At 59.7% G+C, this 16,277-nt stretch carries 12 protein-coding genes; 8 read left to right on the top strand and 4 right to left on the bottom strand.

Annotation, left to right across the window (positions count from 1 at the left end):
- Positions 1 to 6 precede the first annotated feature (6 nt).
- Genes ACRAWE_RS06965 through ACRAWE_RS06955 form a run of 3 tightly spaced genes read left to right on the top strand, consistent with a single transcriptional unit; the run spans position 7 to position 4,984 of the window.
- Positions 7 to 1,665: a hypothetical protein gene (locus ACRAWE_RS06965; RefSeq protein ID WP_019452612.1), complete on the top strand. Its 1,659-nt coding sequence runs from the start codon at positions 7 to 9 to the stop codon at positions 1,663 to 1,665.
- Between the two features lie 9 nt (positions 1,666 to 1,674).
- Positions 1,675 to 3,576: a hypothetical protein gene (locus ACRAWE_RS06960; RefSeq protein WP_432525157.1), complete on the top strand. Its 1,902-nt coding sequence runs from the start codon at positions 1,675 to 1,677 to the stop codon at positions 3,574 to 3,576.
- Complete coding sequence (locus tag ACRAWE_RS06955) at positions 3,557 to 4,984, top strand: hypothetical protein (protein ID WP_432525156.1); 1,428 nt, start codon at positions 3,557 to 3,559, stop codon at positions 4,982 to 4,984. Before ACRAWE_RS06960 ends, ACRAWE_RS06955 begins: the two co-directional genes overlap by 20 nt.
- Positions 4,985 to 5,047: 63 nt before the next feature.
- On the opposite strand, the gene ACRAWE_RS06950 is transcribed toward ACRAWE_RS06955, so the two are convergent.
- From ACRAWE_RS06950 to ACRAWE_RS06935, 4 genes are all read right to left on the bottom strand, one after another.
- Entirely contained in the window at positions 5,048 to 5,761 is a 714-nt protein-coding gene (locus ACRAWE_RS06950; protein ID WP_432525155.1) for a flagellar brake protein, read from the bottom strand.
- Positions 5,762 to 5,837: 76 nt separating this feature from the next.
- On the bottom strand, positions 5,838 to 6,620 hold the full coding sequence (locus ACRAWE_RS06945; RefSeq protein WP_063919541.1) for an N-formylglutamate amidohydrolase: 783 nt from the start codon (positions 6,618 to 6,620) through the stop codon (positions 5,838 to 5,840).
- Between the two features lie 101 nt (positions 6,621 to 6,721).
- Positions 6,722 to 8,443 (bottom strand): lysophospholipid acyltransferase family protein, encoded by a 1,722-nt coding sequence (locus ACRAWE_RS06940; RefSeq protein WP_019452617.1) that lies wholly within the window; start codon positions 8,441 to 8,443, stop codon positions 6,722 to 6,724.
- A 155-nt stretch (positions 8,444 to 8,598) separates the two neighbouring features.
- The gene (locus ACRAWE_RS06935; RefSeq protein WP_309530359.1) at positions 8,599 to 10,269 is read right to left on the bottom strand and encodes a DUF4091 domain-containing protein; all 1,671 of its coding nucleotides are present in this window, start codon (positions 10,267 to 10,269) and stop codon (positions 8,599 to 8,601) included.
- A gap of 465 nt (positions 10,270 to 10,734) precedes the next feature.
- Between ACRAWE_RS06935 and ACRAWE_RS06930 the strand changes: the two genes are divergently transcribed.
- The 5 genes from ACRAWE_RS06930 (at position 10,735) to ACRAWE_RS06910 (ending at position 16,275) form a co-directional block, all read left to right on the top strand.
- The gene (locus ACRAWE_RS06930) at positions 10,735 to 11,988 is read left to right on the top strand and encodes an ABC transporter substrate-binding protein (RefSeq protein ID WP_432525154.1); all 1,254 of its coding nucleotides are present in this window, start codon (positions 10,735 to 10,737) and stop codon (positions 11,986 to 11,988) included.
- A 78-nt stretch (positions 11,989 to 12,066) separates the two neighbouring features.
- Positions 12,067 to 13,008 carry a carbohydrate ABC transporter permease gene (locus tag ACRAWE_RS06925; protein WP_019452620.1) on the top strand — a complete coding sequence of 314 codons (942 nt, stop codon included), beginning with the start codon at positions 12,067 to 12,069 and terminating at the stop codon, positions 13,006 to 13,008.
- A 10-nt stretch (positions 13,009 to 13,018) separates the two neighbouring features.
- The gene (locus tag ACRAWE_RS06920) at positions 13,019 to 13,837 is read left to right on the top strand and encodes a carbohydrate ABC transporter permease (RefSeq protein ID WP_019452621.1); all 819 of its coding nucleotides are present in this window, start codon (positions 13,019 to 13,021) and stop codon (positions 13,835 to 13,837) included.
- 21 nt (positions 13,838 to 13,858) lie between these two features.
- The gene (locus tag ACRAWE_RS06915; RefSeq protein ID WP_019452622.1) at positions 13,859 to 14,971 is read left to right on the top strand and encodes an ABC transporter ATP-binding protein; all 1,113 of its coding nucleotides are present in this window, start codon (positions 13,859 to 13,861) and stop codon (positions 14,969 to 14,971) included.
- A gap of 20 nt (positions 14,972 to 14,991) precedes the next feature.
- Positions 14,992 to 16,275: a Gfo/Idh/MocA family protein gene (locus ACRAWE_RS06910; RefSeq protein WP_019452623.1), complete on the top strand. Its 1,284-nt coding sequence runs from the start codon at positions 14,992 to 14,994 to the stop codon at positions 16,273 to 16,275.
- Positions 16,276 to 16,277: the final 2 nt, after the last annotated feature.

The raw sequence follows: 16,277 nt of genomic DNA, 5'->3' as shown, positions 1-16,277 counted from the left end.
AACGCCATGTTATTACTCAGAGCCAAAACCGCCACCATCAACAACATCACCTTCTTCGCCGACGATTCAGACGAAAACCAGTTCTGGTATCTGCCCGGGGACATTCATATCGCGCAGAAGTCGGGCGAACCGGTATTCTCGCTGATCAAATACACCGGCGACGCCAGCGACCCGCAAGGGGGGTACATCAACTTCGAGGTCAATACGGCGATCGACGAAGCGGTGCTCAACAGCGCCTTCAACGACTACCTGCGTAAACTGAAAGTTGATCCCAAAAACGCCCGCAAGGCCCAGGTGCCGTACGATAAAGGCACGGTGAACTTCTTCGTGCTCGACGCGGGCGCCACCAACGGCGAGCTGATCAGCGCCCCTTGCCCAAGCCTGTTCGGTAACAACAGCGCCATCTTCAGCGCCAAACTGACGCCGTCTCAGGCGGTGATCCTCGAGGCCGCATTCACCCAGGCCAAGGCGCCGGCCGCCGTCGCCTATAACCTCAGTTTCACCGGCATCACGCCGGCGCTGAAGGTCGAGGTCACCGCACAGTTCGAAAGCATCTACAAAGAGTTCGATCTGAAATTCGGCGCCAACATCCCCATCCCGGTGGAGACGCCCGCCAGTTTCTGGCTGGGCTTCGACAGCGTCATTAAAAAACTGCAGCAGGATCAGAAACTGGTGATCAAGGTCACCGAAAGCATGCCGGGTGACGAAGAGGCCAAAGAAAAAGAGTGGGCTCTGCAGTTCGTCAAGGAGGAGATCCTGAAAAGCTTCTTCAGCGCCACGCTCAAACCGAACGATGACAGCAACCCGCAGGCGAAATCCGCCAGTGACGCCATCCTGGACTCGCTGATCGCCAGCGACAAGAAAGAAGGCGAAGAAGCCGGCAAAGGCGGCCTGTTCCCCAGCGCTTCGCTGGAGATCAAGCTGGTGCGCATCGAAGAAACCAAGAGCCTGAACTTCAACTACACCTCGTCGAAAGCGCTTAGCCAGTCTGCGGTGCCGCAAAACTTTATCGGCAGCGATATCCTGCATGCCCAGAAGACCGCGCCTTACTTCATTCAGGTCAATGTCAACGATCCGTTCTTCCAACAGCTCGACCTGAGCGTATTGGGGCCGGACAGCTTCGAAGAGTACGGCATCAAGGCGGCCACGTTCAGCATCCGTTACAACGGCCAGGTTTACACCGGCGCGCCGTTCACCAACGATGACGGCACCTGGACCAAGCGCATCGCCCGCAGCAGCGACAAGAACGAGCTGTTCCAAATCACCAGCGAATTCGCCTTCAAGTCCGCCGCCGCCTCCGGCTGGGAAGGCAGCAGCAGCTACCAGCCGCAATCCAGATCGGCCTCGACCCTGCTGAATATGGATCCCGGCTCTGTACTGACGTTCAACGAAATCAGCATTTTCCTCGATCGCACGTTCTCGTGGGACAACTGTAATCAGGTGCTGGTAGAGCTGAGTTATCAGGATGACAAGGGCAGCCGCAAGAGCAAGAAATACCCCTTCACCTACGATAAGCACGATAGCCAAACCTTCAAGTACCGTTGCCTGACGGAGAAACCCTGGACGATCGCTTACAAGCTCATTTACTTCCTGGTCGGGGGCGAAACCGTCGAACGCGAAGGCAGCGAGAACCCGCCGGCCATCGTCATCTCCAATCTGGTTTAGGTGAACGCCATGGCCGAACGCAACGCCGTGTTACCTGCGACATGGAACGCCCTGGTCAGCGCTTTGTGCAAGGAAGCCCCTTACCTTGAAACCACGCTGGCCCCTGACATCGCACGCTTCGGCCAGGCGAAGATGGCGTCCGGTTTTTTATCCGCCGCGTTTACCTCCAGCCTGCTCGGTTATAACGGCAGCCCGCTGGAGTTCACCGTCTCGTCAGCCAGGCCGCGGGCGATTTCCTGCACGTTGGATCCTTTTTTGCCGCGTTATGCGGAACAGCGCGGCACCGAGGCATTTACGCAGCGCTGTCAGGAGATCGTCGCCGCGCCGCTCGCCGATCCCGCTCGGCGGCTGGCCACCGTACAGCGCGACGGCCAGCCGCTGCGTTTCGGCTCCTGGCTGGGGCGCAAATACACGCCGGATGGGGTTAAGACCAAGGTGTACTCCGAAACCCCTGCCGGCGCAGCCGATCTCCCCGGCGGCTTGCAAGGGCCGCTAGCCGCCGAGGCCTGCCGCGCGGCGGGGCTGACGTTACTGATGGTCGGTTATTACCCGGAGCAAGCCGACTCGCCGCAGGAATACTATTACCAGTGGCACAGCGCGCGGATAACGCATGACGATATCCGCACCGTCATGCGCCTTTTCTCCAGGGAAAACGAATTCTGCGCGCTGTTTCCGCTGTTGGATCGCGCGCTGGGGCAAACCTCTGCCCAGCGGGACTTTCCCGCGACCACCTACGGATTCAGCCTGGCGTATGCGCCGAACGGCCGCCTGGAAAACGTCACGCTGTTCACCATGGCGGCCAGCTTCTTTGGCGATAACCGCCGCGTCTACGACGGCGTCAGCGCCTTGTTGGCCTCTGGCGACCAAACGCTGCCGTTGCTGCACCGGGCGGTGGCCGAACGGATCCCGCTGCAGTATAACGTCGTCGGTTTCTCCAGCGACCGGCTCGGCAACGAAAGCATCAGCTGCACTTTCAGCCCGCAAAACACCCATTTCGAGACCGTGCCCACTACCTTGCCCCCGCCTGCGGGCGTCACGCCGTGGCGATTGGCGGATCTGCTCGCGCAGCAATCCGCCAGCGGCGCTTTTCCGGCGCAGGTCAGAACGCCGGACGGCCGTTGGCACCGGGATGAAAACGCGTTTGTCACCGCTCAGGTATTACGCACGCTGGACTACACCGCCCAGACCGCGCCGCATATCGAGAAGGCGCTCGATTTTCTGCTTGAGTGCGAAACGCGGCCCCATCATTTCAGCTTTTGGCCTGCTGCGGCGCACCCCGGCTGGATGGCGGGCCAGCGGATCGATGCTGACATCGACGACACCGCCATCATCACCGAATTGCTGTACCGATTTGGACGCCGCTCATTAGCGCACGCGCGACAAACGCTGGCGCACATGCAGGCCTACCAGGTACAGCGCGTCGAACGGCGGTTAACGACGACGCAGCACCAATGGGCGGAATGTTATGCCTTTCACAGCTGGATGAAAGACGATGGCGATATCACCCAGTTGGACTGCTGCGTCAATACCAACGCGCTGATTTTGATCCATATGCTCAACGCCAGGCACGGCGGCCTTCCGCCGGCCTACCCACGCATTATTCGCATGCTCAATCAGGCGGTGCGCTGGAGCGGCGGCGATTACGATCGGCTCAATGCGCTAACGCCCTACTATGCCCATCCGCATGAGTGGCTCACCGCCCTGGAGTACGCCCAGCGGCAAGGGGTGCCGCAGCTGTCGCCGGCGATCGAGGCGTTGGCGGTTTGGCGGATGCCGCCGGCCAACGCGGAAACCCCGCTCTATCGCCGCCACGACGGTCATTTTCTTTGGACTTCCGCCTGCCTGAACCAGTTCAGACATCTGGCACGCCTTTCTTACCAAGAGGAACGCTATGAATATCTTTCTCAATGATCTGGTGACGCTGAACAAAGTTATTTTGGACAACGCGCGCGAACAGTTTCCCGACGCCGAATCTCCCCGCCTGCGTTACCGCGCAGCGCCCGTGCCACTGGCCGACGAATTGCAGGCCGATGTCTGCACCGAAATCGTCTCGGGAGAGACGCGCTATCGCATCACCACCAGCAGCGACGGCAGCCATTGGCACATGATGGTAGATTTCGCGCTCAGCCGCCCGGTCGCACAGGTGCCTTACGTGGTTCTGACCTTCAGCACGTTCGGCAAGGTCGAAGAAATGATTTTCGAACAAGTGTTGCTGGACGCGCCGCCAACCCGCTACCGCGCGCAACTCGATCTGGATCGTCTGGAACAGCGTGACGCGCTGCTGCGCGCGCTGTCGGATTATGACTCGCAAACCACGCTGGTGGTCGCCATCGTCACCGATAACGGGCTGCTCAACACCATCACTTCGCCGAAAGTCTTCTACTTCGCCGAGAACTACTACCCCTATATCTATCAGGGCATCCTGCCGCCGCCGCCGAGTCTGCAACTGATCCTGACTCCGCTGGCCTTCGGGCAAGTGTGGTACAACTATTACCAGGACTATGTGCGAAAAAACTATCTTTACTACCTGCCGGATAGCTTCCTGTTGGCAACCAACGCCGCCGAGGACGACAAACCGATGCTGTCGATCTCGTTTACGGCGGCGCCGAACGCGACCTCACTCAACGATGTAGAGGTGACCTTCGACTATTTCCTGTCACCAAAAGTCAATCAAGCGCGCATCAGCGACGCCACCGCCCAGTTCACGCAAATGGAGCCGGGCGGCAAACTGGCGCCGTTCGCCAACGCCGATACTCTAACGCTGCTATTGAGCCTGCCGGACGGCAAGACGGAGGAGAAAAACGCGCTGATCAACCTGCAAAGCGGCATTGTGGATTCATTTACGCTGCCCGCCAGCCAGTTCGGCCTGATCTGGGATGCTCTGTTTGATCGATCACCGCAAAACCCGCTGCTCAAAGGCTACCTGTCCGTGCAGTTCACCGGCTTCAATCCGGACAATCTGCTGGTGATGCTGGCGCTGGACGCCAAATACCAGAACAGGTTGCCGGATTTCATCAAGCAATCCGCCCCGGCCGACATCAATAAAACCGTTGAGTTTCGCAGCGACAGCGGCGCCTACGATCCCACCGGGCCGCGGCCGATCAAACGCATGCTGGTCAGCATCGACAACCAGACCATTGAGCTGGATAAAGAACACCCTTCGCAATCGGTCAACGTAAAGATTTCCGTATTGGAACTGATCCTTCATCCGGACAAAAAGCTGGTCTACCGCTACGATTTGCAGGTTATTTATGTCGACGGCGGCAAAAAATTCTACAGCGATCTGACATCAAGCTTCGAGATCATTTACGTTCCCTGAAGGGAAAGAGAGTGGCGGCGCGCCAGGCGGGCTGGATACCGCCCGGCGCGCCGGAAGAGAGGGTCAGCGCTTTTTCTTCTTGTTGAAATCCAGCTCGAAAGCGAATACCGCGCTCTGGATTTTGCGCTCCATCGCCAGCCCCAACTTGAGGAAGCGGCATGACAGGCGCGAGAAGCGTACCGCCTGGTCGTTGTCGTCAGTTTCCTGATCGTCGTTGACCACCACCAGCTCCATGTTGACCTTGAAGCTGCCGTAGCTGCCCAGATCCAGCTCCGCTTTTTTGAGCTGCAGGCCAGGCTGGAAGAAATCCGGCAGCGGGCCGTCGAAACGCAAACCGACGCCGCCGGCGGAGAGATCGTGGATCCGCAGCTCATAAGGCGTGCCGTCCGGGTACTCGCCGGTGCAGAAGAATTGGCGCCAGTGCGGCGTAGTGATGCGGAATTGACGGCGGCGCTGGATATAGACCAGCTCCTGCGGCAGCCGGGTCGAACAGGCCTGTACGCCCTGATGTTCGGTCAGCTCCGCCTGGCCGACGGAAAACTCGATCTTGGCGTCGTTGCTTTCAATCACGATGGTGCAGGCGCCGTCGATGGCGCTTTCCGCTTCCTCACCGCTAAACACGATATTGTCCGGCCCGACGCTCAATAACAGACTTTGAAACCGGTGCTGCTGATTTTCTACGCGCAGCGGCGTGCGTTGTTTGCAAATTTCACGCAGAATCGCCAGAACTTCAAAACGCTCCCGTTTGATAAACAGTCCGTTATCGCTGTGCTCCACACGTCTCTCCTGACTTTTTTTCTAATGACGTCTTACGTATTCCTTACGGTTATCATCTCTGGGAATATTCCTAAAGTCAAATTTGCCAGCGTTGCCAGGCCTGCGGCAACAGGCGCGCGAAACGTTTCGCCCATGCCTGTTGCCCCTGTTCATCGGCGATCAGATCCTGGCGAATTTCGATGCCGACATAAGGCAAGCCGCGGCGCTCCGCATGCACCGGCAAGGTGTAATCGGTGGCGTCCGTCATGGCATAGGGTTGGTTTATGCCCACCTGCAGATCCCCTTCTTCGCGCAGCAGTTCGGCCAGCAGATGCGCGAATTCCGGGTAGCGGTTAAACAGCAGCCCTACCTGCCAGGGGCGCGACTCGCCCTTGAACACCGGCGTGAAGCTGTGCATGGCGATGACCGCCGTCGGCAGTTCGCGCAGCCGGCGCTGCCCCAGATGATCGTCGATGGCGCGGTGATACGGCAGAAACACCTCGCGCTCACGCGCCAGCGCGTGCTCGGCGTCGATGCCGATGTTGCCGGGGATCGGCGTCAGTTCAGACAAATGCGGGATCGAGCTGGCGATGCCGGGCGCCCGGTTGCAGTCGATCACCAAACGTGAGTAACGCTGATGAATCAGCGTAGCGTCCAGCTGGCGGCTCAGGTGGCGCGACACGCTCAGCGCGCCGATATCCCAGCCGATATGGCGCTCGATCTCCCCCGGCGGCAAACCGAGATCGCCGAGAGATTGCGGTATCGCCTTGCCGGCGTGATCGCACAGCAGTAAAAAAGGCGCGCCGCCGTGCGGGGTTTCAATGGCGACGGCGGGCGGCTCATCGGCGGACAATAGCGACGGGATAAACGAGTGAGGCATGCAAGGCTCCGGCGGTGGAAAGCAAAACGTTTATCGTAGCGCTATCCCGTCGCCGGCCCCAAGGTCGTGCTTAGATCAAAAAGGCATGAGTCAGACGCCGATCATGCCGTCTCGGCTTCCTGCGGCTGATGCACCGCAATGTAACGTTGATAACGCGACGGCTTGAGCCGCGAGGTATCCACCAGCACCAGCCCGTCAATGCAGTTGTTGAAGGCCGGATCGGTGCCGAAGTCGATAAACTGCACCCCGCCCGGCTCGCACAGTTCGGTGTACTGTTTGTACAGCGTCGGGATCGAACAGCCGATGTTGCTGAGCAGGCTCTTCAGCCGCACCAGATCTTCCTGGTAGTTATCTCCGGCAAACTGCGCCAGCACCTGCGGCAGCGATGCCGGATAAGGGCGACGCGACTGGGCGAAGGCGTGATCCGGCGAGAAATAGAGCCGATAAAAGGCGATCAGCAGATCGCGCGCTGCCAGTGGCATGCCGCCGGAGATAGACACCGGCCCGAACAGATAGCGGTACTGCGGGTATTTCGACAGATAGGCGCCGATGCCCAGCCACAAATAGTCCAGCCCGCGCTTGCCCCAATAGGCCGGCTGGATGAAGCTGCGCCCCAGTTCAATGCCCTGTGCCAGGATCGGTTCCATATCTCGGTCGTAATGGAACAGGCTGTTGCTGTAGATGCTTTCCAGTCCCTTGCGCGCGATTTGTTCGGCGGTGGGGATAAAGCGATAGGCGCCGACGATCTCCAGCTCTTCCTCATCCCACAGCACCAGGTGGTAGTAATCGTCATCGTAGCTGTCCAGATCGCGACGGCGGCCGGAACCTTCCCCCACAGCGCGGAAAGCGATCTCACGCAGACGCCCCAGCTCCCGCAGGATCGGCGTGCGCGCTTCATCATGGCGGCGATAGAGGTAGATGGTTTTACCGTCTGGCGTCACCCCCAGCCGTTCGCAGTTCGCCAGCGCCTTTTTCAGCTCCAGACGATCTTCCGGCAGCGCAATCGGCGATTCGCTGGCGAACAACCCCGGCTTGCCCTGGCCCAGTCGGTACACATGGCGGCGAAAGCGCTCCGCCAGATCCTTGGCGCTGGTGTGGCCGTCGTGCCAGTTGGCGAACGGCACGCGGCCGCCGATGCGGATCCGGATGCGCCCGCCGCGCTGCTGGAACATTTCGCGCACCAGCAGCAGCGTCGACAGCGGCCGGTAGACCAGCGAAGTAAAGTAGAACAGGTTGCTGTTGCGCGCACTGATATGAATCGGCACGATCGGCGCGCGCGCCTTGGCGGCCAGACGCAGAAAACCGGTATGCCAGTGGCCGTCGCGGATGCCTTTCGGGCTCATGCGCGACACTTCGCCGGCCGGGAACAGGATCAGCGCGCCCTGATTGTCCAACTGCTGCTGCATGCCTTCAATCTGTTTGCGGCTGGTTTTATAGGCGACGTTATCCACCGGCACGAACAGGTTGCGCAGCGGTTCGATATAGGTCAGCAGCTGGCTGGCCACCACCTTCACATCCGGGCGCACCGCCGCAACGGCGCGCAGCAGCACCAGGCCGTCGAGCGAGCCGATCGGATGGTTGGCCACGAGCACCACCGGCCCCTGGCTCGGGATGTTTTCCAGATCGCCGTCCACCAGCTCGCAGCTGAGGTTGAAGTAGTCCACCACCTGCTCGATCAGATCCAATCCTTTCAGGTGGGGATAGTCGGCGGCGAACTGTTTGAATTCTTTTTCGAAGAGTAAGGTTCTTAGCAGGCTGCGCTGCCAGGCAGGGGTATTGCGGTGTGGAAATGCATCTTGCAACAAAGAATCCAGGCTGAACATCGCGTTATCTCCTGACGTAGTCGCTGCAAACTTAAGCCAGAGCCGTGACCCTGACATGTCAGTTACATGACAATAAAATGAATCCCTCGACTATCAGGTATAGCAAAGTAATGGCGATTTGGGAGCGAAAGACGCATTTTCGCCCCCGTTTGCCTTCACATTGGCGCCAGAAGCGCTTCGATGCGGCGGTTCACCGCTTCGCGCAGGCGCAGCAGCGGCCCCGCCTGATGCGGATAACGCTTGAAGGTGATGCGCATGCCCAGCTCGCGTTCGATCAGCGCCTCCACCGCCGCCCGATCGCTCAAACTCTCCAACAGCTGCAGCGCGCGCATGTCCTGCAGCCCCTGATGCAGCACCCGCAGGCGCAGCGACTCCACCGGCTGCAGATCGTCGCCCGGATACACCACGAACGGGTCGCCGGAAGGAAACGCGTGGCCGCTGTCGGTCACCGCGTACGGATTGATGCGCTCGCGCGAATGGGCGCTGTTATAGAAGTTGAATCCCCAGTGCAGGAAGCCGGCGATGCGGTACAGATACAGCTGCACGCCCAATATGCGGTTGCGCGCCGAAGGCTGAGCGAAGAAGCGATTGGCGACCTCGGTCTTCTGCACGCAGCAATAATAGGCCCACAGCCCGGGCACCCGGTGTTCGATAAAGGGTTCGATATGGTCGGTCGCCGCCACTGGGGTCTCCACCAGGCCTTGCTGATAGAACGCGAAATCCGACAGCGCGTCGAAGGTGCGAAAACCGCCCAGCAACGGCCGCAGCGCGGCGCTGGCACGCTGGTAGGCCGTCAGGTTGTCCAGCGTCGGTTCATCGGAAATGTGGAACCACACCTGCCGTTCCAGCCCCCGTTCGCGAAACCAGGCGGTCAACGCCGGCAGCAGCGCGTGCAGGAAACGCTGATACGCTTCGCCCTGCGCATCGGTGTGCCAGCCGAACAGCGGCAGCGTCTCGCCCTGATCTTCTACCACTATCTTCGGCGCATGCGCCGCGCCCCACTGGGTAAACAGCGGCGCGATCTCGAAATGCTCGATGCCCTCTTCCTGTGCCAGCGCCACCCATTGCGCCAGACGGCTGAAATCGAAGCCGTACCCCTGCACCGAACGCGTCACTTTCACCAGCTGCACCGTGGTGCGTTCACCGCCGACGGCGGTATCCAGCGGCGGCGTAAACAGCGGCGTCAGCAGCATATTGACGCCGGCCTGCACCGCACAGCGCACAAAGTTGCGCACCGCGCGCCAGTACGCCGGGCTGAACACCGCCAGACGGTAGTAATCCGCCAGACAGTCGGTGTGCAGCCACTCGGTATGCAACAGGGTTTGCGGCGGCAACGCCGCCGGCACCAAGTGCAGCGTCAGTGCGGCTTCGGCCAGTGTCTCGCCGCTTTGCGCATCCAGCAGGCGCAGGGTCAACGGGACATCGCCGGCCAGTGTCATGGCGGCCGGCGGCGTCAGGGTGAGCCATAAGCTGCCGTAATAACCGCAGGCGGCGAAAAAACGCCGTTGCGGCAGCGGCATCAGCGGATCGGGAAATAATCCCGGTTCGGTGGTCAGGTAATTTTCATCGCTCTCGCGATAACAGGGAAATCCGCTCGGCACCGATCGCACCTGACGCACGCTGATATAATCCGCCAGCGGCCCGTCAAGTTGATAACACAGCTCATGGCGGGTCTCGTTACCGGGCGTTTGCAAACAGTATACCGCCTGCCAGGAAAGCACCTCGTTATTCAGCCCGCTCAGCCGATTTTCTACGGAAATGGATGGCATGCTGCGGCGATGAAATACTTTTTCCAGACTATGGGTAAATACCAGAGACAGGCGCATAATAATCAGCCCTCTTTATTTCTCATGAATAATCGGTGTAAAAATCAGGCTAGCGCCTTTTATCGCCACAAACAATAGCCAGTAATAAAAAACGTTCCTGCCCTCTCTTCTGACGGCGGCGGGAAGATTTTTTTGTTTATTTGCATCACAAAAATGAAAGAAGCTGGAGCTTGCACAATAAAAATGTTTTTAATCCCCATTGTGGTGCAAGGGTTATCAGTTATTCCTATGCCTGCGAAGACCGCTAAATGCCGCACTACCGGGGAAAAAACCCGCCACAAGGTTAATGAAATGTGAACAGATCGACCTTTCACTTAGGCGTAAAAGCCTTTCGATTTTAACAACAATGAAACATACATGCCCCATTTTTGGGCGTTCGGGGGTGTATTGACACATTGAAAGTTAAGGGATAGAAAGAATTTACGTTGCGAAAAACGTTATTCGTCGCTCACCGAGGGGAAAGCAATGTCACCGATAAAAAATACCGGCCGCCTGCTGGCGCACTCCATTCTTGCCAGCGCATTATTATTACCCACCCTGCTCCATGCAGCAGACAAAATAACATTACGCTATGCCGTTTGGGACAGGAATCAATTACCCGCCGAACAGGAGATCGCCAAGCGATTTGAACAGGTCAACCCGGATATAAAAATAGAAATAGAATTAACCCCTTCGGCGCAATATTTCGTTAAATTAGATTCCGCTGCCGCCGGCGGCGTAGCGCCGGATATATTCTGGATTAATATGCCTTATTTTGTGCAGTACGCCAAAAACGGCATTATGGAGCCGCTGGCGCCTTATATTAAGGAGAGCGGCCTTAAGCTGGACGACGTGGTCGCCAGCTCGGTGAAAGCCTACCAGTACGACGGTCAACAGATGGCCATCCCGCGCGACGTCGATTCCATCGCCGTGTGGTACAACAAAAAACTGTTCGATCAGGCTGGCGTCAGCTACCCCACCAGCGACTGGAGCTGGGACGATCTGAAGAGCAAGGCCACCGCCCTGAAAAACGGGTTGAAAGGCGCCGCCTTCCCGCTGGTGATGGACCTCAGCATCGACGGCCAGGACAGCTACATGAACCTGCTGTTCCAAAACGGCAATCACATCGTGCCCAAGGACGGCCAGCCTACCGACATCGCCAACGACAAGTCCATCTGGGTCTATCAGCAGCTGCAGGGCATGATGAAAGACGGCCTGATGCCGAGCGCCCAGCAGATGAGCGAAGTCAAAACCGAGAACATCTTCCAGTCCAACCGCGCCGCGATGGTCTATGCCGGCTCCTGGCTGGCGGCGCCGTTCGCCAATAACCCGCTGATCAACGATCACATCGGCGTGGTGATGATGCCGAAAATTGAACGTCAGTCCGGCGTGGCACACAGCCTGGCCTTCGCCATGTCGGCCAAAAGCGCCCACAAACAGGCCGCCTGGAAATATATCGCCTTCATGAACAGCGAAGCCTCGCAGGCGGAGCTGGCCAAGGTGGTGATCCCGGCCAACAAGACGGCGGCCAAAGTTTGGGCGCAGCAGATCCAAAAGGTCGACGTCACGCCTTACATCCAGACCCTGGAAGTGACCCAGGCTTATCCCACCGCCGGCACCAATACGCCGAAATGGCAGAACATGTGGATCGCCAGCCTGAAGAAGATCTTTATGGGCGCGGACGCCAAACAGGAAATGGACAAATCGGTCAAGAAGATCGCGCGCGTCATGGAGCAGTAATCGCCCCGCCGCGGCGCGCTGCCCCGAGCGCGCGCTGCGGTGGAACCCTGCTGAAAGTCATAGGTGAGGAATGGCAACATGTCGCTGGCAGAAACGGCTACGGTCACCCTGAAACCATCCCGGCGCACCGCCCGCCCCGCGCTCAATCGGCTCGAACGTGCCGAACGCTTCTGGGGCTGGGTGATGATCCTGCCGCTGCTGATGGGGGTGACGGTGTTTTACCTGATCCCCTTTTTGCAAAACATCTTTTACAGCTTTACCGATCTCAACCAATTCATGCGCTGGAGCAGCATCAGCGTCGATAACTATCTCAACCTGTTCGAAGACGACGACTTTTACACCGCCGCCGCCAACACCCTGTTTTACGTGGTGGTCTGCGTGCCGATCAGCCTGAGTCTGTCGCTGCTGCTGGCGATTGGCCTCAACCAGAATATCCGCGGCAAAGGCCTGCTGCGCACCCTGCTGTTCCTGCCGGCGGTCACCATGCCCGCGGCGGTGGCCATGGTGTGGCAATGGCTGTTCAACAAGGATTTCGGCCTGATCAACCAGGCGCTGAGCCTGTTGCACATCGCGCCGGTCGCCTGGCTGTCCGATCCGGACGTGGTGCGCATCAGCGTGTCCATCATCATCATCTGGTCGTCGCTGGCGCTGAAGATCATCATTTTGCTGGCCGGGCTGCAAAGCATTCCGCGCCAGCTGTACGAAGCGGCGGATCTCGACGGTATCGGCACCCTGCGCCGCTTCTTCTGCATCACGCTGCCGATGATGGTGCCGACGCTGTTCTTCGTGTCGGTGATGAGCTTTATCGAGATCCTGCAAATCTTTGACGTGGTGTTCCTGATGTTCGACCGCGCACTGGTGGAGAACGACGTGATGACCGTCACCAACCTGTTCTACAAGTACGCGTTTTACCTGCAGGAAAAAGGTTACGCCTCCGCCATCACCGTGGTGCTGTTCGCCGTCACGCTGGTGATCACCCTGATTCAAATGGCGATCGGCAAGCGCCTGAAAGTCAGCTGAGGAGCTGCACATGAACGCAAGCAAGAAAACGCTGGTGTACCTGTTTATGGGGCTGGCGGCGCTGGCCTCGGTGGTGCCTTTTATCTGGATGCTGGTGACCTCGCTGAAAACCCAGGCCGAGAGCATTCAGATCCCGCTGACGCTGCTGCCGGCGCATCCCAGCCTGCAGGCCTACGGTCGGGTGATGCACGAAATCCCGTTCGCCGGCTTTTATCTCAACTCGCTGCTGGCGACCTTCTTCACCGTCACCTTGCAGATGGCGATCGCCACCATGGCCGCCTACGGCTTCTCGCGCCTGCATTTTCGCGGCCGGGATGCGGTGTTTCTGGTGTGCGTATCGGTCCTGATGGTGCCCGGCCAGGCGTTTCTGATCCCGCAATTCCTGGTGGTGCAGAAGCTGGGGTTGGTCAACAGCATCACCGGGTTGGTGCTGCCGGGCATTTTCAGCGTTTACGCTACCTTTCTGCTGCGCCAGTTCTTTCTGGCGGTGCCGAAGGAAATGGAAGAAGCGGCCTTGATCGACGGTTACAGCTACTTCGCCATCTTCTGGCGCATCATGCTGCCGCTGATCCGGCCGGGCATTATCGCCTGCATCATCATCAACGGCCTGTGGAGCTGGAACAACCTGATGTGGCCGCTGATCGTCAATACCACCACCGAGAAGCTGACGCTGCCGGTTGGGCTGGCCTCGCTCTCCAGCCGCGCCGGGGTGGAATATCCGTTGCTGATGGCCGGGGCGCTGATGGCGGTGATCCCGATGCTGATGCTGTTCATTATTTTCCAACGCTATTTCATCCAGGGCATCGCCAGCGCCGGGGTGAAAGGCTAACGCGCAGACAAGGTAAACGACATGGCCGGAATTCAGTTAAACAGCGTTAAAAAAGTCTACCCCAACGGTTTCCACGCGCTGCACGGCGTTGATTTGGACATCGAGGACGGGGAATTTATGGTGTTCGTCGGCCCGTCAGGCTGCGCCAAATCCACCCTGCTACGGATGATCGCCGGGCTGGAGAGCGTCAGCGAGGGGCAGATCCTGATCCACGATCGCTGCGTCAACGACAGCATGCCGAAGGATCGCGGCATCGCCATGGTGTTCCAGAACTATGCGCTGTACCCGCACATGACGGTGTACAAGAACATGGCGTTCGGCCTGATCGGCAAAGAAAGCAAGGCCGAGATCGACCGCCGGGTGCGCGACGCGGCGGAAAAACTGGAGATCACCAACCTGCTGCAGCGCAAGCCGGGCCAGCTCTCCGGCGGCCAGTGTCAGCGGGTGGCAGTCGGCCGCGCCATCGTGCGTAAACCCAAGGTGTTTCTGTTTGACGAGCCGCTGTCCAACCTCGATGCCAAGCTGCGGGTGTCGATGCGCGTGCAGCTGATCGAACTGCACAATCAACTGAAGCAGGAAGGCGCCGCTGCCACCATGGTGTACGTCACCCACGATCAGGTCGAAGCGATGACCATGGGCGACCGCATTTGCGTGATGAACCGCGGCGCCATCATGCAGGTGGATAAACCGATCAACCTGTATCACCACCCCGCCAACCGTTTCGTCGCCGAGTTTATCGGCAGCCCGTCGATGAACCTGCACGATCTGGCGATCGTGCGCGACGGCCAAACGGTGCGGCTGCGCATCGGCCTGCAGCATCAGCTCGATCTGCCGCCCGCGCTGCAACGGCAATTGGCGGACTACCCGCATGCGCGGGTGTGCCTCGGCATCCGGCCGGAGTCCCTGCGGCTGTGCACGCCCGGCAGCGCCAACTGTTTCCCGGCGCAGATCGTCACTATCGAGCGCATGGGCAACGAAGAGCTGTTGCACTGCGAACTGGCCGACCTGCGCTTCGTGCTGCGCATGGCATCGCTGCCGGATTGGGAACCGCGCCTCGGCGAAAACATTCATCTGGCATTCGATCTGACGCGCGCACATTTGTTCGACGAGCTCAGCGGCCAAAACCTCAAATAACAACAGCGGAGTATCCAGCAATGTCGTCAACACAACCCAACAGCTTTGCCCATCGCCCGGTGCGGGTGCTGGTGGTCGGCGCCGGGGCGCGCGGTGAGATCTACTCGCGCTATGCGCTGGCGCATCCCGATTTGATGCAGGTGGTGGCGGTAGCGGAACCGCGCGACGCCTACCGCGAGCAGTTCGTGGCGCAGCATGCCATCGCGCCGGAAAACGTCTTCACCGACTGGCGCCTGGCCGCCGACGCCGGCAAGCTGGCCGACGCGGTGCTGATCTGCACCCAGGATCAGATGCATCTGGAGCCGGCGCTGGCCTTCGCCCGCCAGGGCTACGCCATGCTGCTGGAAAAACCGCTGTCGCCGGATGCCGACGAGTGCCGCGCCATCGTCGCCGAGGTGGTGCGCCAAAAGCTGATCTTCTCGGTCGGCCACGTGCTGCGCTATACCCGCTATACCCAGAAGCTCAAGCAACTGCTGCGCGACGGCGCGATCGGCGATATCGTCAGCCTGCAGCACTTGGAACCGGTCGGCTACTGGCACCAGGCGCACTCCTTCGTGCGCGGCAACTGGCGCAACGATCAACAGGCCGCTTTTATGCTGCTGCAGAAATCCTGCCACGATATCGACTGGATCCGCTACGTGATGGAGCAACCCTGTGAGCAAGTCAGCTCCTTCGGCAACCTGCGCCATTTCCGCCGGGAAAACCAACCGGCCGGCGCGGCGGACAACTGCCTGGATTGCGCGGTAGAGGCGTCCTGCCCCTATTCCGCCAAGCGCATCTATCTGGGCGACGACCACAAGGCCACGCCCGGTTTTCTGCGGGTGCTGACGCCGGAACCCGACCAGACGACGCTGCGGGCGGCGCTGCGCGACGGTCCTTACGGCCGCTGCGTCTACCGCTGCGACAATAATGTGGTCGACCATCAGGTGGTCAACATGCAGTTCGCCGGCGGCCGCACCGCGTCGTTCACCATGACGGCCTTTACCCGCCACGAAGATCGCCATACCCGCATCTTCGGTAGCCGTGGCTGCCTGGAGGGCGACGGCCGCCATATTCGCATCACCTCGTTCCTCGACGACGGCGAAACGCATTACGACACCGACGCCGGCCAGGATCTGCACGCCATGGCCGGGCACGGCGGCGGCGACTACTACCTGATGCAGCACTTTATCGCGGCCATTCGCGCCAACGATCCGAGCCAGGTGCTGGCCGGCCCGACGGAAGCGCTGGAGAGCCATCTGATGGTGTTCGCCGCCGAACGCGCGCGCCGCGAAGCGGCGGTGATCGCCCTGAACGGAGCCTGAAG

Origin of the sequence: Serratia sp. BFP-2025 (assembly GCF_050880365.1) — a bacterium.
Lineage (GTDB): Bacteria > Pseudomonadota > Gammaproteobacteria > Enterobacterales > Enterobacteriaceae > Serratia > Serratia surfactantfaciens.
The sequence above is the reverse complement of the archived record's forward strand: the minus strand, read 5'-3'. Positions and strand labels throughout refer to the sequence as shown.